The sequence below is a fragment of the Amycolatopsis acidiphila genome (assembly GCF_021391495.1).
GTDB lineage: Bacteria > Actinomycetota > Actinomycetes > Mycobacteriales > Pseudonocardiaceae > Amycolatopsis_E > Amycolatopsis_E acidiphila.
Window position 1 is genome coordinate 6,695,770 of the sequence record NZ_CP090063.1, and the last position, 19,709, is coordinate 6,715,478.

A 19,709-nucleotide genomic window follows, 5' to 3' on the forward strand; every position below is an offset into this window, starting at 1 on the left:
TCGTGCTCCTTTCCTGGGTTCGGGCGGGGGCTACCCAGGTTCGGGGACCTCATTCGTGCTGTTTCGGCATCCGCCCACACGGGCATCCGGAGGTTCGCCGAGAGGAGCGTTCTGTGCGCGCGACCATCCTGAACTGCACGCTGAAGAAGTCGCCGGAGCCGTCGAACACCCAGGACCTGGCGGATCTGGTGGCCGCGAACCTGCAGGACCTGGGGGCCGGGGTCCGGACGATCCGGCTGGTGGACCACAACATCCCGCCGGGCGTGGCCAGCGATCTCGGCGAGGGGGACGACTGGCCGGAGATCCGCCAGGAGATCCTCGGCTCGCAGATCCTGATCGTCGCCTCGCCGACCTGGGTCGGGCACCCGTCCTCGCTCGCGCAGCGCGCGCTGGAGCGGATGGACGCGATGCTGTCGGAGACGAGCGACGACGGCACCCCGGTCGCCTACAACCACGTCGCGGGCGTCGTCGTGACCGGCAACGAGGACGGCGCGCACCACGTCATCAGCGAGATCAACGGCGGCCTGATCGACATCGGGTTCACCGTGCCGGGGCAGTCCTGGGTCTACTGGAACATGGGGCCCGGACCGGGGCCGAGCTACTCCGACACCGAGCACGGGCACAAGTACGTGCACCAGGTCGCGAGCCTGATGGCGCGCAACCTCTACGCCGTCGCGGCCGCGCTGCGCGAGCGGCCGATCCCGGTGGACATCTCGCGAGAGGCGGGCTGAACGGCCGAAACTGTCGGTGGATGCCGCTAGCGTCGCGGACATGACATACGACTTCCAGGTCACGTTCGACTGCGCGGACCCACATCCGCTGGCAGCCTGGTGGGCCGAGGCGCTCGGCTGGACTCCCGAGCCGACCGACGAGGCCTTCATCCGGCGGATGGTCGCCGAAGGGCAGGCGCGGGAGGAGGACACCACGACCTACCGCGGGGCGCTCGTGTGGAAGGTGGGCGCGGCGATCCGGCATCCGGAGTCGGCAGGGCGGGTGCTGTTCCAGCTGGTGCCCGAGCCGAAGACGGTGAAGAACCGCGTGCACCTCGACGTCCGGGTCGGCGAGCGGCGCGAGGCGGAGGTCGAGCGCCTGACGGCGATGGGCGCGAAGGTGCTGCACCGCGGGCAGCAGGGCCCCTTCACCTGGGTCACGCTGGCCGACCCCGAGGGGAACGAGCTGTGCCTGCAGTGAGCCCGCCGGGCACGGGACCCGTCAGCGCCCGATCGCGCGGTACCACCGCGGCGAGGTGTTCAGCGGCGGCGTGAGCGAGGCACGCACCACCAGGACGTTCGGCTCGTCGGCCTGGACGAACTCGCTCAGCAGCCGCCGGAAGGCGCGGCCGAAGCCCTTCACCTCGTCGGCGTGCACGCCGAACGACCGGGCCAGGCCGACGAAGTTCGGCGTGTGCAGGTCCACCCCGCGGTGCGGGACACCGGCCCGGTCCTGGTCGAACCGCAGCATCCCGTACCCGCCGTCGTCGACGATGATCACCGTGACCGGCAGCGCCTCCTGTGCCAGCGTCGCCAGGTCGCCGCAACCGTAGAGGAACCCGCCGTCCCCGCTGACGCACACCACCCGCCCGGCGCCGCTCACCGCGGCGCCCAGCGAAGCCGGGAAGCCGAAGCCGAGCGTGCCCCAGCCCATCGGGTAGGCGAACCGGCGCGGGGCGCGTGCGCGGTGGTAGCCGCCGGCCCAGTAGCCCGCCACGCACATGTCCGCCACGACCACCGCACCCTCGGGCAGCGTCTCCTCGAGCGTGCCGAGGAAGTCCGCGGCCTGTGGCTCGTCGGCCCGCATCCGGCGGCGCACCACGTCGTCGATCCGGCGCAGCCGGGCCGTCAGCTCGGTCAGCCCCGGCCGCGTTGCGAGCCCGCTGACCAGCTGGTTCACCACGTCACGGGCATCGCCGGCGAGCGTGATGTCCGGCTGGTAGTTCTTCGCCGCGTCCTTCGCGTCGACGTTGACCGCGATCAGCTTCGGCGGCTGGGGCATGAGCCAGTTCTGCGTCATCAGCCCGTCGAAGTCGCTGCCGACGCCGAGCACCACGTCGGCCTCGTCCCACAGCGCGCCGACCTCCGGAGCGTGCACGGGCGTCGGCGCGAGGCACGGATGCCCGGGCGGCAGCAGCCCGCGGGCGGCGAACGTCGTGATGACCGGTGCGGCCAGCCGTTCGGCCAGCTCGCCGACGGCCGGACCAGCCTCGGCCCGCACGGCCCCGCCACCGGCCCAGATGAGCGGGCGCTCGGCGCCCGACAGCAAGGTGCGCGCGTAGTCGAGGTCGTCGATGTTGACCGCCGCGAAGCGCTCGGTCAGGTCCGACCCCGGAACGCGTTCGGTCTCGGCACGCAGGAAGTCGGTCGGGATGCCCACGTACACCGGGCCGCTCTGCGGCTCGCGGGCGAGCCGAGCCGCCCGCGAGATCGCCGGGGCGATCTCCTCCGGTGACTCGACGGTGATCGCGGCCTTGGTGACGGGGGCGAACAACGCGGCCTGGTCGCCGGTCTCGTGCAGCACGCCGCGGACGGTGTTCGGCCTGCGCAGCGTGGACGGGATGTCGGTCGCCAGCACGAGCACCGGCGAGGCCGAGGCCATCGCCTCGCCGACCGCGCCGAGGGTGTTCGCCGCGCCGGGGCCGGTGGTGACGACGGCGATACCGAGCTTGCCCGTCGCCCGGGCGTAGCCGTCCGCCGCGTAGCCCGCGGTCTGCTCGTGCCGGACGCCGACCATCCGGATGCCGCTACCCGCCACGGCCTCCCAGATCGGCAGGTTGTGCACGCCGGGCAGGCCGAACGCGACGTCGGCACCGAGCCCGGTCAGGACATCCACCAGGTGTTGCGCGCCGGTCTTGTTCACCCGTCCAGGTTAGGCCCACACCGAGCGGCACCACTGTCGGTGGGTCCCCGACGGCTACCACTGCGGCGGAAGGACCTCGCCGGCGGGCGGCGGGCCCGGCGGTGTGCCGTCGCCGAACGGGCGCCCGCCGAGTGCTTCGCGGCCGTGCGGGGTGGCCCAGTTCCGCAGGTCCGGACCTTTCGGCACGATCCGCGTCGGGTTCACCTGCTCGTGCACCTGGTAGTAGTGCCGCTTAATGTGGTCGAAGTCCACCGTGTCGCCGAAGCCCGGGGTCTGGAACAGGTCCCGCGCGTACGCCCACAGCACCGGCAGCTCGCTCAGCTTCTGTCGGTTGCACTTGAAATGACCGTGGTACACCGGGTCGAAGCGGACCAGCGTGGTGAACAACCGGATGTCCGCCTCGGTGATCGTGTCGCCGACGAGAAAGCGCTGTCCGGAAAGGCGGTCGGACAATTGGTCCAACCGGGCGAACAGCCGTGTATACGCATCGTCATATGCCGATTGCTTGGTCGCGAAACCGGCTTCGTACACCGCCGCGTTCACGTCGCGATACACCGCCTGATTGATCTCGTCGATCTCGTCGCGGTGTTTTTCCGGATACAGCTCGGGCGCGCCCGGGCGGTGATAACTGGTCCATTCGGTCGAAAAATCGAGCGTGATCTGCGGGTAATCGTTGGTCACGAGCTTCCCGCTCGGGATGTCGACCACCGCGGGCACGCTGATGCCGCCGTCGTAGTCCGGCTGCGCCGCGTGGTACGCCTCGGCGAGAAAACGTATGCCCAGCACGGGATCCCGGCCGTCCGGGTCGAGCGTGAACCGCCAGCTGCGCTCGTCCTGGATGGGGTCGGCGACCGCCACGGAGATCGCCTGCTCCAGTCCGAGCAGCCGCCGCACCACGAGACCGCGGCTCGCCCATGGGCACGCGCGGCTCACCACGAGCCGGTACCGGCCGGCCTCGACGGGCCAGCCGTCCCGGCCGTCGGCGGTGATCCGCGCGGCGAAGTGGTTGGGTGCCCGGACGAACTCGCCGGTTTCCGGATCCGTCGGAACGGTCATACCAACACACTAGATGTGGTTCGCGCACCTAGCATTGTGCGTAGACTCGGCGCGTCCGGCACGAGAGGTGGACCCCATGGCGCTCATGCCCATCACCGACTCGATGTTCCTCCTGGTCGAAAGCCGCGAGCATCCCATGCACGTGGGCGGCCTCCAGCTCTTCCGCAAACCCGACGGCGCCGGAGACGACTTCCTGCGCGGGCTGCGCGAGGATCTGCTCAAAACCGACAACATGCCGCCGTTGTTCCGCCGCCGGCCCGCCCGCCCGGTGAACACCGCCGGCTACCTCGCCTGGGCGCAGGACCCGGATGTCGATCTGGACTACCATTTCCGGCATTCCGCGCTGCCCCAGCCCGGACGCGTCCGCGAACTGCTCGAACTGACCTCGCGCTGGCACAGCACCCTGCTCGACCGGCACCGTCCGCTGTGGGAGATCCACCTCGTCGAAGGCCTGCGGGACGGCCGGTTCGCGATGTACAGCAAGATCCACCACGCGCTGATGGACGGCGTCTCGGCGCTGCGGCACCTGCAGGGCACCCTCAGCGACGATCCGGACGATCACGAGTGCCCGCCGCCGTGGGGTTCGCGCCGGCCGCCGCGGGAGAAGCAGCCGCGCGGCTCGCGGTCGCTCCTGGACACCGCGCGCAACTCGCTCGAACAGCTCGCGGGGCTGGCGCCGGCCGCGGTGAAGGTGGCGAACGAGGCGTTCCGCGAGAACACGTTGATGCTGCCGATGCAGGCACCACGCACGATGCTCAACGTGCCGATCGGCGGCGCCCGCAGGTTCGCGGCGCAGTCGTGGCCGCTGTCGCGGGTGCGGTCGATCGCCGCGAAGACCGGGACTTCGCGCAACGACATCGTGCTCGCGATGTGTGCCGGCGCGTTGCGGGACTACCTGATCGAGCAGAGCGCGCTGCCCGACGCGCCGCTGGTCGCGATGGTGCCACTGTCGATGCGCAAGCACGCCGAGACCGAGTCCGGCGGCAACCAGATCGGCGCGATGCTGTGCAACCTCGCGACCGACAAGACCGACGCAGCCGTCCGGCTCGCGACGATCCACCACTCGATGCGTGAGGCCAAGCGGATCTTCAAGGAGCTGACCCCGGTGCAGGCGCTGCTGCTGTCGGGGATCAACGTGGCGCAGCTGGGCATCTCGACGGTACCCGGCGTCGTGTCCAACACCCGGCCGCCGTTCAACCTCGTGATCTCCAACGTGCCGGGCCCGCGCAAGCAGATGTACTGGAACGGTGCGCACCTCGACGGGATCTACCCGGCGTCGGTGCTGCTGGACGGGCAGGCACTGAACATCACGCTCACCAACACCGGGGACAACCTCGACTTCGGCATCACCGGTTGCCGACGCAGCGTGCCGCATCTGCAGCGCCTGCTGGTGCACCTCGACACCGCGCTGACCGAGCTGGAGGCCGCGGTCGCCTAGAAGTCGTACAACGCCACCGGGTTGTCGACGAGGATCCGGCGGCTCGCCACCGGGCCCGCCCACTCGACCAGCCGGTCGAGTGCCGACGCGTCGTCGATCTTCGCGAACGGCTCCACGGTCAGCCGGTTCGCCGCGGTGCGCGGACGGCCGCCGGTGTGCGGCCAGTCGGTGCCCCACAGCGCGCGGTCCGGCGCTGCCTCGACGAGCGCGCGGACGACCGGCGCGACGTCGGCGTGTTCGGACGCGGTGGAAATCCGGTGCGGCGCAGAGAGCTTGACGTACGCCGCACCGGATCGCAGGAGGTCGGTCAGCTCGGGGAACCCCGGCTGACCGAGGCCCGCCGCCGCGCGGGCGAGGGCGAAGTGGTCGAACACCACCGGCACCGGCAGCCGGGCGAGCTCGTCGGCCAGTGCGGCCACCACAGCCAGGTCCGTGAACACCTGTAGATGCCAGCCGAAGTCGGCGATCGCGGCGGCGGCCGCACGCAGCGGAACGAGTGCGGCCTCCGGGTCCTGCACCGCGAAGGTCGCGAGGTTGACCCTCGCACCACGAACCCCGGCGGCGTGCCACTCGCGCAGCGGCGGCTCCGACGCGGGATCGACCACCACCACGCCCCGGGCGCGCTCCCCGCGCAGGCGCAACTGTGCCAGCAGGCACGAGTTGTCGGTCCCGTACGGGCTGGGCTGGACGAGGACCGCGCGGCTCACCCCGAGCCGCCAGTGCAGCTCGTCCAGCTGCTCCCCGCTCGCCTCGCCCGGGGTGTACGCGCGGTCCCCGGCGAACGGGAACCGCGGGTCGAACACGTGCACGTGGCAGTCGCACGCACCGGAGGGCACGGCCGTCACCGGATGGCGCCCGCGAGGTCGGACAGTCGCGCCAGCACGCCGTCGTCCACCGTGACGCCGTCACGGAGACCGTCGTGGTAACGCCGGAGTTCGAACTCGCCCGGCAGGCGCACGGGCTGCGCCGGGTCGGCGGCGGGAGTGCTGTGCAGGATCCCGGCGAAGTCGGCCATCCGCTCCGCCAGGGTCGCGGCCGGCAGCAGCTTCGCGGCGTCGACCAGGATGAACACGTGCCCGAGGTCCTGCGGCCGTTCGGGGTCCTCGCTCCAGGAGCTGATCCGGGTGAGGTAGCCGGCGCCCGAGAGCACCCCGGCGAACAGGTCGACCATCACCGAGAGCCCGTATCCCTTGTGGCCGCCCAGTGGTTGCAGGAACCCGCCGAGCGCGGCGGCCGGGTCGGTGGTCGGCCGCCCGTCGCGGTCGGTGGCCCAGGTGTCCGGAATGGACTGTCCGGCCGTCGCGGCCGCGCGGATCTTCGCCCGTGCCGCCACGCTCATCGCGATGTCCAGCAGCACCGGGTCGCCGCCGGGCGCGGGCACCCCGATGCCGAGCGGGTTGTTGCCCAGCCGGGCCTCCCGGCCGCCCCAGGGCGCGATCGTGGTGGTCGCGTTGCTGGCGATGATCGCCGCGAAGCCTTGTTCGGCGGCGCGGAACAGATACGGCATCACCGGCCCGAAGTGGTTGCTGCCACGGACGAACGCGGCACCGAGGCCCGTCGTCCGCGCGCCGGCCAGCGCCGCGTCGAGCGCGTGCGAACCGACCAGCGGGCCGATCCCGTTGGCGCCGTCCACCTTGGCCAGCGCGGGCGCGACCTGGTCCACGACGACCTTCGCCGCCACGTCGACACCGCCGAGCCCGGCCCGGTCGAGGTACTGCGGGATCCGGGCCACCCCATGTGTGCGGATGCCGAACAGGTCCGCGAGCACCAGCACGTCGGCGACCCGCGCAGCGTCCTCTTCGGACATTCCGTGCGCGGTCAGCGCCCGGCCCGCCAGCTCCCGCAGGTTCTCGGGGGTGATCATCAAGCTCCTTCGGTGAGGTCGAAGTGGGTGGTGGCGGCGAGGTCCTCGCCGAACCACGAACGGATCCCGGCGGCACGCGTGCCCGCGTACTCGGGGCCGGCCGCGGTCCACCGCATGGGCACGTCGTGGCCCGGCACGAGCAGGGTGTCCGGCCGCTCGCGCCACAGGCCGAGGATCTTTCGCACGGACGCCCGGCTCGCCTCGCGGTCGAGCGTCATGTCGACGTCGCCGCCGAGCAGTTCGGCCCGGTTCTTCGCGGCGTCACCGGTGAACAGCACGGTGCCGACGCGGTAGACGACCGAGCCCGGGGTGTGCCCTGGCGTGGTGAACGCCTCGACGCCGGGCAGGATCTCGCCGTCGCCGGTCACCCGCCGGGTCCGCGGGTTGCCCGCCAGATCCGCCGCGTACAGCTCGGGCAGCGGGTCGAAGGCGGGTTCTCTCCCGGTCGCCCAGTCCAGCTCCGCGGCGCCGATCCAGACCGTGGCCGAGGGGAACAGCAGGTAGTTCGCGGCGTGGTCGTAATGGGCGTGCGTGAGCAGGATGTCGGTGACGTCGCGTGGCTCGACCCCTTGTGCGGCAAGGCGTTCCGCGAGCAGCGAGCGCATCCCGAACGAGCCGGTGTCGGCCAGCAGCAGGCGCTCGCCGTGCCGGACGAGGGTGACGCTGCTCCAGCCGAGACCACCGTGGCCGGTGCTCTTGCCGGGATATCCCTGGATCAGCGGCAGCACGGTCATCGGGTGTTCACCTCCGCCGAGGGCGCCGTCGTCGTCTCGTCGTGGTCGAACGTGCGGCGCGACACCAGGGCGACGACCGCGGTCACCAGGCCGAGCGCGGCGAGGTAGACGCCGAGGCCGTACGGGCCGCCGGTGACGTCGTTCAGCCAGACCCCGATGATCGGGCCGGTGCCGCCGAAGAGGGCCTGCGCGATGTTGTACGCCAGCGCACCCGCCGTGACGCGCACGGACGTCGGGAAGATCTGGCTGATCGCGAGCAGTGCGGGCAGTGCCAGCACGCCCTTGCAGGCGCCGATCAGCGCGCCGCCGGTGAAGGCGCCGAACCCGCCACCCGCCGCGAGCGCGAGCGAGGGCACCGCGAGGATCGCGACCACCAGCCCGGTCATGCTGAGTGCGCGCCGCAGGCCGAGCCGGTCGGCGACCGGCCCCATCACCAGCGTGCCGGCGATGACGAGCACGTTGCTGACGATGGTCGCGTTGTACGCCTCGTTGCTGTCGAGCTTGCCGACGCTGGTGAGGAACGTCGTGAGGTACGAGGTGATGGTGGTGCTCAGCAGTGCGTAGCTCGCGGTGCAGATGATGAACACCACGATGGGAACCCAGTGCAGGCGCAACGCGTCCCGCAGCGGCGTGGCCGTCGTCTTCGCCTTCTCGCGGGCCGCGGCCAGCTGCTCGAACTCCGGGCTCTCCTCGACCTTCGAGCGCAGGTACACCCCGAAGACGGCGAGCGGAAGCCCGACGAGGAACAGGATCCGCCAGCCGTAGGTGTTGTACTCGTCCTTCGACAGCACGCTCGAGCACACGCGGGCCAGCAGCGAACCGCACAGGATCCCGATGAACGTGGTGGCCACCAGCGAGCTGACGTTGCGAGCGCGGCGGGCGACGGGGCTGTGCTCGAACACGAAGCTGATCGCGCTCGCGTACTCGCCGCCCGCGCCCATCGACTGCGCGAGCCGGCACACCAGCAGCAGGACCGGCGCGAAGATGCCGATCTGGGCGTAGGTGGGCAGCACGCCCATCAGCGCGGTGCCCAGACAGGTGAACAGGATCGAGATGGACAGCGCGCGGCGGCGGCCGTACCGGTCGCCGATCCAGCCGAACAGGATGCCGCCGATGGGGCGCGCGATGTACCCGAGCGCGAAGACGGCGTAGGTGTTGAGCAGCGCGACGGCGGGATCGTGGCCGGGGAAGAACTTCGCCGCGATGATCGTGGCGACCACCCCGTAGACGCCCCAGTCGTACCATTCGGCGAAGTTGCCGGCCGAGGCGGCGATGATGATCCGCCTGCGGCGGGCGCCGGTGAACTCGAGCTCGGTGCTCATAGCGGGTCTTTCCGTTCTCTGCAACGAGGAAACAGGGGTCAGGCGACGCGGTCCGCGACGGCTTTCGCGACCGCACCGGGGCCGCCGGCCGCGGAGCCGTCCTGGGCGAGCCGGATTTCGCCCGCTTCGAGCGCTGCCGCGACGGCGGCGCGGACGAGCGCGGCGGTGTCCGGGTGACCGAGGTGGTCGAGCATCATCGCGGCGGCGAGGATCTGGCCGATCGGGTTGGCCAGGCCCTTGCCGGCGATCGAGGGCGCGCTGCCGTGGATGGGTTCGAAGTAGGCGCTGCTGTCGCCGATGTTGCCCGACCCGCACAGCGAAATCCCGCCGACGGTCGCGCCGCCCAGGTCGCTCAGCACGTCACCGAGGAAGTTCTCCATGACCAGCACGTCGAAGTCGCCGGGCCGCAGCACCAGCGCCTGCGCGGCGGCGTCGGCGTAGAGGGTCTCGGCCTCGATGTCCGGGAACTCCGCGGCGACCTCGAAGAAGACCTCGCGGAACAGCGCATGGCTGCGCAGCACGTTGCTCTTGTCCACGCAGGTCACCCGGTGCCTGCCGTCGCCAGGGGCACCGCGGCGGGCCGCCGCCAGCTCGAAGGCGCGGCGGCAGATCCGCAGGGTGCCTTCCCGGGTGGTCATCAGCGTGTCCGACACGGCCCATCGGTTACCCACGCCCTTGCCGCGGGACGCGTACAGGCCCTCGGTGTTCTCCCGGACGATGACGTAGTCGATGCCGCCGGGCCGGATGCCGCCGAGGGCCGAGCCGACGCCGGGCAGCAGCAGCGCCGGGCGGACGTTGGCGTAGGCGTCGAGGCCGATCCGCAGGATGCCGCCAAGCAGGCCGGCCTCGGTTCCGTCGGGGAACCGGACGTCCGGCAGCCCGACCGGGCCCTTGAGCGTCGCGGCGACGCCGGTGCGCAGGTACTCGAGGTCTTCCGGCGAGCAGGCCGTGCCGGTGCGGCGGTAGGTGTCCGCGCCGGCGTCGACCTCGGTGTAGCGGAGTTCGAACCCGCCCTTCGCGCTCGCCGCCCCCAGCACGGCGAGCGCCGCGTCCACCAGCTCGGGGCCGATCCCGTCCCCGCGGATGACTGCGATGTCATGAACCTGCACTAGCGCTCCAACCGAAAATCAATACAATCAACATTGAACATCAACATTGACCAGAATGACGCGACCGTAGCCAGGTGGCCGTTTCTTTGTCAACCCTGAATTTCCGAGTCGTAACAAGGATGCGGATCAGTAGACTCGGGCAGAATCAACATTGACGCCGGGAGGATCAACACTCGTGAGCAGCGACACGGAGGTGCTGTCGATCGCCGAGGCGGCCGACGTCCTCGGGGTCAAGCAGAGCACGGTGTACGCCTACATCAGCCGGGGCCTGCTCAAACGCCACCGGCTGCCGCGCGACCGGCGGAGCTGGCTCTCGCGCAGCGACGTCGAGGGTTTCGGGCAGCGCAAGGGCACGCGCACCTTGCTGCGCGAAGAGGAGCCGGCGACCACCGAAGTGGGCCGCATCGACGAGGACAGGCTGCTCTACCGCGAGCACGACGCGGTCGAGCTGGCCAGGACGGCGTCGTACGAGCAGGTCGCCGAACTCCTGTGGGGGCAGGCGGGCGCGGCCTTCGCACGCGAGCTCGAACCGGAGCTGGTGGCCGCGATCCACCGGCTGCAGGACACGATGCCCGCCGGCAGCCTGCCGCTCGACCGCCTGAAGGTGACCGCGACACTTCTCGGCGCGCGAGACTCGTTCCGCTACGACTTGTCCGTGCAGTCGGTGCTCTCGGCAGCGCGCACCCTGGCGCCGGCGTTCGTCGAGTCCTTGCCACGGCCGGGCGAGTCGTGCGAGCCCGACAGGTCGATCGCGGAACGGCTGTGGGGCAGGCTCACGGCGGAGCCCGCGACGCCGGATCGCATCGCGGTGCTCTCGGCCGCACTGGTGCTGCTGGCCGACCACGGGCTGGGGCCCTCGACCCGCGCGGTGCGGGAGGCCGCCGCCACGGCGGCCGACCCGTACTCGGCCGTGCTCGCCGGCATGAGTGTCGCAAGTGGACTGTTACTGGGCGGCGGCTCGTCGCTCGCCGTCCAGGCCTGGCTGGGCGACATCGGTACACCGGACGCGGTGTCCCGGGTGCTCGAACAGCGCCTGCTGCGGGGCGACCGGCTCTCCGGCTTCGGGCAGCCGCGCTACCGCAGGGCCGACCCGCGTGCCGCCACACTGCTCGAGATGCTCGCCGCGACGCCGGCGGACCCCGAGCGGCTGGCCATCGTCGAGGCGGCCACGGACCTCGTCCGCCGCCGCCGGAGCCTGGAGCCGAACGTCGAGTTCGCCCTGGGCGCCCTGTGTTTCGTGCACGGCATGACCGAGGGCGCGGGCGAAGCCGTGTTCGTGATCGCCCGGACCGCGGGCTGGGTCGCGCACGCGCTGGAGACCTACAGCGTGCAGTGACGGCGCTGGTGAGCCGCGCCGGCGGCGCGGCTCACCAGGGATCAGGCGACGCCCTCCGGGCTCGCGCCGTCGACCTGCACGCCGCGGGCGGTGATGCGCTCGATCTCGGCCAGGTCCGCCGGGGTGAGGTCGAGGTCCGCCGCACCGAGGCTGTCCTCGATGTTCTTCGCCCGCCGCGCGCCCACGATCGCCACATGCACGCCGGGCTGGTGCAGCGTCCACGCGATCGCGAGCTGACTCACGGTCGCGCCCTTCGTCGCCGCGAACTGCTTCAGTTCGTCGACCACCTCCAGGTTGCGCCGCAGGTTCTCGCCCTGGAACGCGGTGGCCCTGGACCGCCAGTCGCTGTCCTCGAAGGTCGCGTCCGGGGTCAGGGCACCGGTCAGCAGCCCGCTGCCGAGCGGGCTGTAGACCAGCACGCCGACGTTGTGCTCACGGCAGTACGGCAGCGGGTCCTGCTCGATCGCCCGCCGGAAGAGGTGGTACGGCGGCTGCAGCGTCTCCACCGGCCGGGTCCGGTCGAAGGCGGCCAGCTGCGCGGTGTCGTAGTTGGACACCCCGACGTGCCGGATCTTGCCCTCGTCCACCAGCTCCTGCAGTGCGCTCGCGGTCTCCTCGGCCGGGGTGCCGGAGTCGGGCCAGTGCACCTGGTACAGGTCGATGTGCTCCAGCTCGAGGTAGCGCAGGCTCTCCTCGACGCCCTGGCGCAGCCAGCCGCGGCGCGCGTCGCGCGGCCGGTCGCTGCCCGGGTTGATGCCGCCCTTGGTCGCGATGACCAGGTTGTCGCGGTCCCGCTTCAGCTCCTCGCGCAGGGCACGGCCCAGCAGCGCTTCCGACTTGCCGAAACCGTAGGCCTGCGCGGTGTCGAAGAAGTTCACGCCGAGCTCGCGGGCGTGCTGGATCGCCTGCACCGCCGCGTCTTCGTCGAAGGAACCCCAGTCCCCGCCGAGCTGCCAGGTACCGAAGGCAATCCGGGAGACTTCCAGTCCACTTCGGCCCAAAATCGTCGTACGCATGGTTTCAGCACAGCACAGCGTTCGCGCGGATGCATCGTGGACCAACTCCAGCCGACGACCCCCAAATAACTCTTTGAGAGTCTTCCGGCCACCCCGGCACACTGCTTCGGGTGTCCCTCGACAGCCTTCGTGTGCTCGCGCATCCCTTGCGGATGCGGATTTTGTCGCTGCTGACCGGCGCTTCGCTGAGCGCGGCGGAGGCCGCCCGCGAGCTCGGCGAGACACAGGCGAATGTGAGCTATCACCTACGCCGGCTGCACGAGGCCGGGCTGGTCGAGGTCGCCGAGGAGGTCAGCATCCGGGGCGGGAAGGCGCGGCGATACCGGCACGACCCGGACAGCGGGCGGCGTTTCACCCATCAGCGCCCGGAGGAGGAGCAACTGCTGGCGATCGCACTCGCCGAGGAACTGCGCCGCCGCACGGAACTGCGCCGGGCGGACCCGCGGTCGTCGATGACCGATGCGGAGCTGTGGGTGGACGAGGCGACCTGGGGCCGGATCGTCGAGCAGGTCCGCGAGCTGAGCGCGTTGCTGCACAAGGCCGCCGTGCCGCCGCGCACCCCCGGCACGCTTCGCGTGAGCGCCACGATCTCGCTGTTCGTCATGGACCAGGACCGGTGAACCCCTTACGCGTGCCCGACTTCCGCCGGCTGCTCATCGGTCGCACGTTCGGCGAGCTCGGCAACGCCGTCGCACCGGTGGCGCTGGCGTTCGCGGTGCTCGACCGCACCGGCTCGATCGCCGAACTGGGGATCGTCGTGGGCGCCCGGTCGGTGGCGAGCGTACTGCTGGTGTTGTTCGGCGGCATGCTCGCCGACCGGTTGCCCCGCTCGGTCATCCTGCAGGGCACGGAGGCCGCCGCCGCCCTCACCCAGGGGACCATCGCGGCGAGCGTCCTTTGTGGATTCGCATCCCTCCCGTTGCTGACGGGGTTGAGCATGGCGAACGGTGCCGTCGCGGCCATCTCGCTGCCGGCCGCGTCCTCGCTGACCCCGCAGACGGTGCCGGAAACCCAGCTGGGGCAAGCGAATGCGTACGTCCGGATCGGCGCGAACGTCGGCCGCTTCACCGGCGCCGCGCTCGGCGGCGTGCTCGTCGCGGCGGTCGGGAGCGGCTGGGCCATCGCGGCGAACGCGTCGCTGTTCCTGTGCGCCGCGCTGAGCTACCGCCGGATCCGCCGCCGGTTGCGGGCGGCCGCGACGGCGCGGCCGCTCACCGAGCTGGCCGAGGGCTGGCGGGAGTTCGCGTCGCGTACCTGGATCTGGGCCGTCGTCGTGCAGTTCTGTGTCGTCAACGCGGTCAACGCCGGGGCGATGCAGGTGCTCGGCCCCCGGGTCGCGGACGACACGATCGGCCGGTCCGCTTGGGGTTTCGTGCTGGCGGCGCAGACGATCGGCTCGCTGGCGGGTGGCGTGCTCGCGGCACGCTGGCAGCCTCGGCGGGCGTTGCTGATCGGCGTCGCGGTCACGCTGATCGACGCGGCGCCGCTGGCGTTGCTGGCCGAGGCGCCGCTGGTGGTCCCGTTGCTGGCGGCGGCCTTCGTCAACGGGGTCGCGATCGAGCTGTTCACCGTGGCGTGGGACGTGTCGCTGCAGGAGAACGTCCCGCCCGACCGGCTCGCCCGCGTCTACTCCTACGACATCCTCGGCTCGATCTTGGCCCTGCCACTCGGCGCCGTCGCGGCGGGCCCGCTGGCCAGCCACTTCGGCCTCGAAGCGACCCTCCTGTGCGGCGCGGGTTCGATCACCGCCGCGACAGTGGGAGCGTTGTGCAGCCGGGAGATCCGTGGTCTACGACGGAAGGAAGTCGTCGTGGGTTAGGCGACGAAGGCACGCAGGCCGGCTGCGAGCTCCGGCACCTCGATCTCACCCCTGGCCGCCGCGAGCACGAGCCTCTGCGCCGTGTCGACATCGAGCGGCTCACCCAGCCGCTCGCCGTTGACTTCGAGGAAGGCCCGGGCACCCGCCCATGCGGCACGCTTGTTCCCATCGACCAAGGCGTCGTTGCGCACCAGGGAATGCAGCAGCGCGGCAGCCTTGGTGAACAGATCCGGATAGCCGTCCTGCCCGAAGACCGTTGCCGAAGGCCTGGCCACCGCCTTGAGCGACTTGCCCTCACGCTCGGCGGTCGCCCGGAGATCGGCCATCTCCTCGTCGGCCCTATCCGCCCGAGGCCAGGCGGCTCACCCGGATCGGACGGATCTCCTCGACCAGTTTCGCCACCGCCAGGACCAGGTCGTCCGAGTGCCGCGGGCCCACGATCTGCAGCCCCACCGGCCTGCCGTCCGCGGTGAGGCCCGCCGGGACGCTGATCGCCGGCTGCTGGGTCATGTTGAACGGGTACGTGAACGGCGTCCACTCCGGCCAGCTCGACAGGCCGCTGCCCGGCGGCACCTCGTGCCCGGCCTCGAACGGCGGGATGCCGACGGTCGGCGTGATGAGCACGTCGAACCGGGTGTGGAACTCGCCCATCAGGATGCCCAGCGCGGCCCGCTCGGCGCTGGCGTCCAGGTAGTCCGCGGCGGAGAACGTGGTGCCCTGCTCCCAGACCCGCCGCAGCCCGGGGTCGACCTTCTCCGCCGACCCCGCCGGGAACGTGTTGAGCCACTGCGCCGCACCGGTCGACCACAGCACGTCGAACGCGTCCTTCGGGTCGCTGAAGCCCGGGTCGCTCTCCTCGATCCGCAGACCCGCGTCGCCCAGCGCGTTCACCGCCGAGCGGACGATCTGCGCGACCTCCGGATCCACCTGCGCGAAGCCCAGTGTCGGCGAGTACGCCGCGATCAGCCCGCGCACGTCACGACGCACCGCCTCGCGGTAGGCGCTGATCGGCGGCGGCATCGCGGCCGGGTCCCGGTGGTCGGGCAGGGCCAGCACGTCCAGCATCAGCGCGATGTCGTCCACCGACCGCGCCATGGGCCCCGCGTGCGACAGCGCGCCGAACGGGCTCGCCGGGTACAGCGGAATACGGCCGTGGGTCGGCTTGAGGCCGACGATGCCGCAGAACGCGGCCGGGATCCGCACCGAGCCACCGCCGTCGGTGCCGACCGACAGCTCGCCCATCCCCGCGGCGACCGCCGCCGCGCTGCCGCCGCTGGACCCGCCCGCGGTCAGCGAGGTGTCCCACGGGTTGCGCGTGACGCCGGTGAGCTTGCTGTCGGTGACGCCCTTCCACGCCAGCTCGGGCGTGGTGGTCTTGCCCAGCAGCACCAGGCCGTTCTCCCGCAGCCGCGCGGTGACCGGGCTGTCGACGTCCCACGGCTGGTTCGGGTCGATGCAGGTCGAGCCCCGCAGCGTCGGCCAGCCCTGGGTGAGGAACATGTCCTTGATCGAGGTCGGCACCCCGTCCAGCCAGCCGATCGGGTTGCCCTCGCGCCACCGGGTCTCCGACGCCTTGGCGCCCTCGAGCGCGACCTCCCTGTCGACCAGGCAGTAGGCGTTGACCTCGCCGTCCCGCTCCTCGATCGCGCGCAGGGCTGCCTCGGTGGCCTCGACCGGCGAGATCTCACCGGTCGAGTAGGCGGCGACGAGCTCACTCGCCGTCAACAGGGTGGTCATCATGCTCCTCAGTGCCCCGACGGCACGTAGCCCAACTGTTTGTCCACGACATTACGAAGCGGCCGGCCAGTGTGCCAGCGTTCGAAGTTGTCCGCGAACACCTCCACCAGCGTGTTGCGCCAGCCGACGAAGTCACCCGACATGTGCGGGGAGACCAGCACGCCGTCCAGTGTCCACAGTGGATGATCTGACGGCAGCGGCTCGGTTTCGAAGACGTCGAGCGCCGCGCCCGCGATCCGGCCCTCCCGAAGGGCGGTGACCAGGTCACTCGTCACGACCAGCTCCCCGCGCCCGACGTTGACGAACCGCGCGACCGGCTTCATCGCGGCGAAGGCGGTGGCGTCGAACATGCCCTTGGTCTGCTCGGTCAGCGGCGCGACGGCGATCACGTAGTCGAACTCGGGCAGGTGGCGGACGAGGTCGGCGGAAGGGTGCACGGTGCCGAAGTCCGGGTCGTCCTCGCGGGCCCGGCGGCCCATTCCGGACACCTTCAGCCCGGCGGCCCGCAGCAGCCGGGCGATCGCACGGCCGATCGGGCCGGTGCCGACCACCAGCGCACGGCGGCCGCCCACGCGCTCGCTCTCCCGGTGCTGCCAGCGGGACTGGCGCTGCAGGTCGAGCGAACCGGGCAGGTCCTTGGCGAACGCGATCACGACCCCGAGCACGTACTCGGCGATCGAGTCGTCGAAGACGCCACGCGAATTGGTCAGGACCACGTCGCTCGCCCGCAGCTCGGGGAACATCACCGGGTCGACCCCGGCGCTCGCGATGTGCACCCACCGGAGCTTGTCGGCGGCGTGCCACGCGGCGGGCACGGCCGTGGACAGGAAGTCGTAGACGAACAGCGCGTCGGCCCCGCGCAGGGCGTCGGCCAGCCCTTCCTCGCCGCTGTAACGAACTTCCGCCACGGACTCGATGGTCTTCATGTCCGGGGGGTGCTGATCACCGCATAGCACCGCCAGCACCGGTGTCTTCGGCCCGATCATCGTTGACACGGTATGAGGCGGTCGTATGATTGTCAACAATCCGAGGAGCCACCCCGGAGGCCTTCTTCCAGAGCGTTACCTTCGGAGCCGAGCCTTGGATTTGAACTTCCCTGCCTTCGAGGGCCCACTGGCCCAACGGGGCATCGGCGTCATCGCGCCCTTCGACCTGGCGCTGGAGCGTGAGCTCTGGCGCTGGGTGCCGATGGAGGTGTCCCTGCACCTCGCCCGCACCCCGTACGAACCGGTGCCGGTCTCGATGGAGATGGCGCAGCTGGTCAGCAACAGCGCGCACCTCGCCGCCGCGACGCGCGACGTCCTGCACGTCGAGCCCGAGGTGGTCGCCTACCTGTGCACCTCGGGCAGCTTCGTCAACGGCATCGACTACGAACGCTCGCTGACCAAGGCGATCTGCGACGCCGGCGCTCCCGACGCGGTCACCACGTCGGGCGCGCTGGCCGAGGTGCTGGACCAGCTGGACGTGCACCGCGTCTCGGTGATCACCCCCTACGACGAGGATCTGACCGGCAAGCTGCACGACTTCCTGGCCGAGATGAACGTCGAGACGCTCTCCAGCGAGCACCTCGGCCTGGGCGGGGGCATCTGGAAGGTCAGCTACCGGACCATCGCGGAGCGGATCTTCAGCGCCGACCACCCCGACGCCGAGGCGATCTTCGTCAGCTGCACGAACCTGCCGACCTACGACCTGATCGAGCCGCTGGAAGCCGCCCTCGGCAAACCGGTGCTGACCGCGAACCAGCTGACGATGTGGGCCTGCCTCAAACGCATGGAGCTGCCGATCGTCGGGCCCGGGAAGTGGCTCAAGGACGTATCGTAGGATTGTCGACAACTCTACCGGAGGTGCCGCCCACCATGCCGACCGTCGGTTTCATCTACCCGGATCACGCCGCCGAAGACGACTACCCGTTCGCCGAGCGGCTGCTGGGCTACCGGTTCTCGCTGCCGGTCGAGCACATCTACGGCACCGACCTGCACGCCGTGCCCGAGCTGCTCGACCTGGGCAGCGAGAAGCGGCTGGCCGAGGGCGCCACGCTGCTGGCGAAGCACGAGCCCGACGCGGTGGTGTGGGCCTGCACCAGCGGCAGCTTCGTCTACCGGTGGGACGGCGCGCACGAGCAGGTCGCGAAGCTGGCGGCCGCCGCGGGCAAGCCGGCGTCGAGCACGTCGTTCGCCTTCGTGCGGGCGGCGCAGAAGCTCGGGCTCGAGCGGGTCGCGGTCGCGGCGAGCTACCCGGACGACGTGGCGAAGCTGTTCGTCGAGTTCCTGGGCAACGGCGGCATCGAGATCGTCGCGATGTCGAGCGAGGGAATCGACACCGCCGCCGAGGTCGGCAGGCTCTCGCCGGAGGCCGTCGTCGAGCTCGCGGTGGGCCACGACCACCCGTACGCGGACGCGGTGCTCATCCCGGACACGGCGATGCGCACACTGGGCGTGATCAACACGATCGAGGAGCGGCTCGGCAAGCCGGTGCTGACGGCCAACCAGGTGACCATCTGGGAGGGCCTGCGGCTCGTGGGCGAACTGCCCGAGTCCGACGAACTGGGGGCGTTGTTCCGATGCCATTAGCCGAGATAGAACCGGTCAGCCGGGAGTCGACCGCCGCGATCATCGCGCGGCAGCTGCGCGAGGCGATCATGAACGGGTCGCTGCCGCCGGGCGCGCAGCTGGGCGAGACCGAGCTGGCCGGGCAGTTCCAGGTGTCACGCGGGCCGCTGCGCGAGGCGATGCAGCGGCTGGTGTCGGAGGGGTTGCTGCGCAGCGAGCGGCACCGCGGGCTGTTCGTGATCGACCTCGAGCCCGAGGACATCCACGACATCTACTCGGCACGGCTGGCCATCGAGCGCGCGGCGGTGATCCGGATCGTGCACGGCCCGTCCCGCGACGAGGCGGCGGACCTGCTGGCGAAGGCGGTGCGCGAGATGGCGGCGGCGACTTCGACCGAGGACTGGGCCGCGGTGTCGGAGGCGGACACGCGGTTCCACGAGGTGCTGGTGTCGGCGTCGGGGAGCAAGCGGCTGGTGCGGATGTCGCGGACGCTGCTGATCGAGACGCGCATGTGCCTCTCCGCCCTGCGGCTGACCTACGCGAGCGACGAGGAGCGCGTGACCGAGCACGAGCACATCACGGCCGCCCTCCGCGACGGCGACCAGGACACGGCGCTGTCGCTGCTGGAGGCCCACATGGAGGACGCCGTCCAGCGGCTGGCCCCGGGGACGAGCCTGTTCGCGTAACGCGAGGAGGGCAGTTGTCGATCTTGGATCGTGCGCGAACTGTGGTTTCTCGTGGTCGTCGGCGTGCTGGCCGGCTGTTCCGGCGCGCCTGCCGCGCAGGCTCCGGCACCCGCCCCGGCTCCCGTCACGTCGTCGGCCGCGCAGGTGACCGACCAGCAGCGGGTCCTGCAGGCGATGCTCACGTCGGACG

Annotated in this window: 20 protein-coding genes; 9 read left to right on the plus strand and 11 right to left on the minus strand. The window is 71.2% G+C overall.

All coding sequences use genetic code 11. The features are described from left to right. The first annotated feature begins 113 nt into the window (after positions 1-113). Together LWP59_RS32805 and LWP59_RS32810 are read left to right on the plus strand one after the other, a co-directional pair. Positions 114-731 carry a flavodoxin family protein gene (locus tag LWP59_RS32805; RefSeq protein ID WP_144637995.1) on the plus strand — a complete coding sequence of 206 codons (618 nt, stop codon included), beginning with the start codon at positions 114-116 and terminating at the stop codon, positions 729-731. 40 nt (positions 732-771) lie between these two features. Beyond that, positions 772-1,191, plus strand: a complete 420-nt coding sequence (locus LWP59_RS32810; protein ID WP_144637993.1) for a VOC family protein — start codon at positions 772-774, stop codon at positions 1,189-1,191. Positions 1,192-1,212: 21 nt separating this feature from the next. Here the strand turns inward: LWP59_RS32810 and LWP59_RS32815 are convergent, their stop codons facing one another. Together LWP59_RS32815 and LWP59_RS32820 are read right to left on the minus strand one after the other, a co-directional pair. Beyond that, a complete protein-coding gene (locus LWP59_RS32815) occupies positions 1,213-2,853 on the minus strand; it encodes a thiamine pyrophosphate-binding protein (RefSeq protein ID WP_144637991.1) in 1,641 nt (546 codons plus the stop codon). A 54-nt stretch (positions 2,854-2,907) separates the two neighbouring features. Beyond that, positions 2,908-3,909: a glutathione S-transferase family protein gene (locus LWP59_RS32820; RefSeq protein WP_144637989.1), complete on the minus strand. Its 1,002-nt coding sequence runs from the start codon at positions 3,907-3,909 to the stop codon at positions 2,908-2,910. Positions 3,910-3,985: 76 nt separating this feature from the next. Between LWP59_RS32820 and LWP59_RS32825 the strand changes: the two genes are divergently transcribed. Then, on the plus strand, positions 3,986-5,347 hold the full coding sequence (locus tag LWP59_RS32825; protein WP_144637987.1) for a WS/DGAT/MGAT family O-acyltransferase: 1,362 nt from the start codon (positions 3,986-3,988) through the stop codon (positions 5,345-5,347). Here the strand turns inward: LWP59_RS32825 and LWP59_RS32830 are convergent. The 5 genes from LWP59_RS32830 to LWP59_RS32850 are packed head-to-tail and all read right to left on the minus strand — an operon-like array spanning position 5,344 to position 10,376. Further along, a complete protein-coding gene (locus LWP59_RS32830) occupies positions 5,344-6,183 on the minus strand; it encodes an amidohydrolase family protein (protein WP_229857666.1) in 840 nt (279 codons plus the stop codon). The genes LWP59_RS32825 and LWP59_RS32830 overlap by 4 nt on opposite strands. A 5-nt stretch (positions 6,184-6,188) precedes the next feature. After that, positions 6,189-7,211, minus strand: a complete 1,023-nt coding sequence (locus LWP59_RS32835; protein WP_144637983.1) for an Ldh family oxidoreductase — start codon at positions 7,209-7,211, stop codon at positions 6,189-6,191. Beyond that, positions 7,211-7,945, minus strand: a complete 735-nt coding sequence (locus tag LWP59_RS32840; RefSeq protein ID WP_144637981.1) for an N-acyl homoserine lactonase family protein — start codon at positions 7,943-7,945, stop codon at positions 7,211-7,213. Before LWP59_RS32840 ends, LWP59_RS32835 begins: the two co-directional genes overlap by 1 nt. Then, positions 7,942-9,267, minus strand: a complete 1,326-nt coding sequence (locus tag LWP59_RS32845) for an MFS transporter (RefSeq protein WP_144637979.1) — start codon at positions 9,265-9,267, stop codon at positions 7,942-7,944. Before LWP59_RS32845 ends, LWP59_RS32840 begins: the two co-directional genes overlap by 4 nt. A gap of 38 nt (positions 9,268-9,305) precedes the next feature. Continuing rightward, the gene (locus LWP59_RS32850; RefSeq protein WP_144637977.1) at positions 9,306-10,376 is read right to left on the minus strand and encodes an isocitrate/isopropylmalate dehydrogenase family protein; all 1,071 of its coding nucleotides are present in this window, start codon (positions 10,374-10,376) and stop codon (positions 9,306-9,308) included. 175 nt (positions 10,377-10,551) lie between these two features. Here LWP59_RS32850 and LWP59_RS32855 point away from each other — a divergent pair, with 175 nt between their 5' ends. Then, positions 10,552-11,712, plus strand: coding sequence for a citrate/2-methylcitrate synthase (locus LWP59_RS32855; RefSeq protein ID WP_186383220.1), 1,161 nt, complete (start codon positions 10,552-10,554; stop codon positions 11,710-11,712). Between the two features lie 41 nt (positions 11,713-11,753). Here LWP59_RS32855 and LWP59_RS32860 read toward each other — a convergent pair whose 3' ends face one another. Next, the gene (locus LWP59_RS32860; protein WP_144637973.1) at positions 11,754-12,728 is read right to left on the minus strand and encodes an aldo/keto reductase; all 975 of its coding nucleotides are present in this window, start codon (positions 12,726-12,728) and stop codon (positions 11,754-11,756) included. Positions 12,729-12,838: 110 nt separating this feature from the next. On the opposite strand from LWP59_RS32860, the gene LWP59_RS32865 reads away from it, so the two are divergent. Continuing rightward, positions 12,839-13,348 (plus strand): ArsR/SmtB family transcription factor, encoded by a 510-nt coding sequence (locus tag LWP59_RS32865; RefSeq protein WP_144637971.1) that lies wholly within the window; start codon positions 12,839-12,841, stop codon positions 13,346-13,348. Beyond that, complete coding sequence (locus LWP59_RS32870; RefSeq protein WP_144637969.1) at positions 13,345-14,547, plus strand: MFS transporter; 1,203 nt, start codon at positions 13,345-13,347, stop codon at positions 14,545-14,547. Before LWP59_RS32865 ends, LWP59_RS32870 begins: the two co-directional genes overlap by 4 nt. On the opposite strand, the gene LWP59_RS32875 is transcribed toward LWP59_RS32870, so the two are convergent. Genes LWP59_RS32875 through LWP59_RS32885 form a run of 3 tightly spaced genes read right to left on the minus strand, consistent with a single transcriptional unit; the run spans position 14,544 to position 17,270 of the window. Then, a complete protein-coding gene (locus tag LWP59_RS32875; protein ID WP_144637967.1) occupies positions 14,544-14,873 on the minus strand; it encodes a type II toxin-antitoxin system death-on-curing family toxin in 330 nt (109 codons plus the stop codon). The two genes, LWP59_RS32870 and LWP59_RS32875, sit on opposite strands and share 4 nt — an antisense overlap. 13 nt (positions 14,874-14,886) lie before the next feature. Continuing rightward, positions 14,887-16,287, minus strand: a complete 1,401-nt coding sequence (locus LWP59_RS32880) for an amidase (RefSeq protein WP_144637965.1) — start codon at positions 16,285-16,287, stop codon at positions 14,887-14,889. Positions 16,288-16,292: 5 nt separating this feature from the next. After that, positions 16,293-17,270 carry a D-2-hydroxyacid dehydrogenase gene (locus LWP59_RS32885; RefSeq protein ID WP_144637963.1) on the minus strand — a complete coding sequence of 326 codons (978 nt, stop codon included), beginning with the start codon at positions 17,268-17,270 and terminating at the stop codon, positions 16,293-16,295. A 94-nt stretch (positions 17,271-17,364) separates the two neighbouring features. Here LWP59_RS32885 and LWP59_RS32890 point away from each other — a divergent pair, with 94 nt between their 5' ends. From LWP59_RS32890 to LWP59_RS32900, 3 genes are read left to right on the plus strand one after another with little or no spacing between them, the layout of a single operon-like run. Beyond that, positions 17,365-18,105 carry a maleate cis-trans isomerase family protein gene (locus LWP59_RS32890; RefSeq protein ID WP_144637961.1) on the plus strand — a complete coding sequence of 247 codons (741 nt, stop codon included), beginning with the start codon at positions 17,365-17,367 and terminating at the stop codon, positions 18,103-18,105. A 35-nt stretch (positions 18,106-18,140) separates the two neighbouring features. Next, a complete protein-coding gene (locus tag LWP59_RS32895) occupies positions 18,141-18,854 on the plus strand; it encodes a maleate cis-trans isomerase family protein (RefSeq protein ID WP_144637959.1) in 714 nt (237 codons plus the stop codon). After that, positions 18,845-19,519, plus strand: a complete 675-nt coding sequence (locus LWP59_RS32900; RefSeq protein WP_144637957.1) for a GntR family transcriptional regulator — start codon at positions 18,845-18,847, stop codon at positions 19,517-19,519. Before LWP59_RS32895 ends, LWP59_RS32900 begins: the two co-directional genes overlap by 10 nt. The last annotated feature ends 190 nt before the right edge of the window (positions 19,520-19,709 follow it).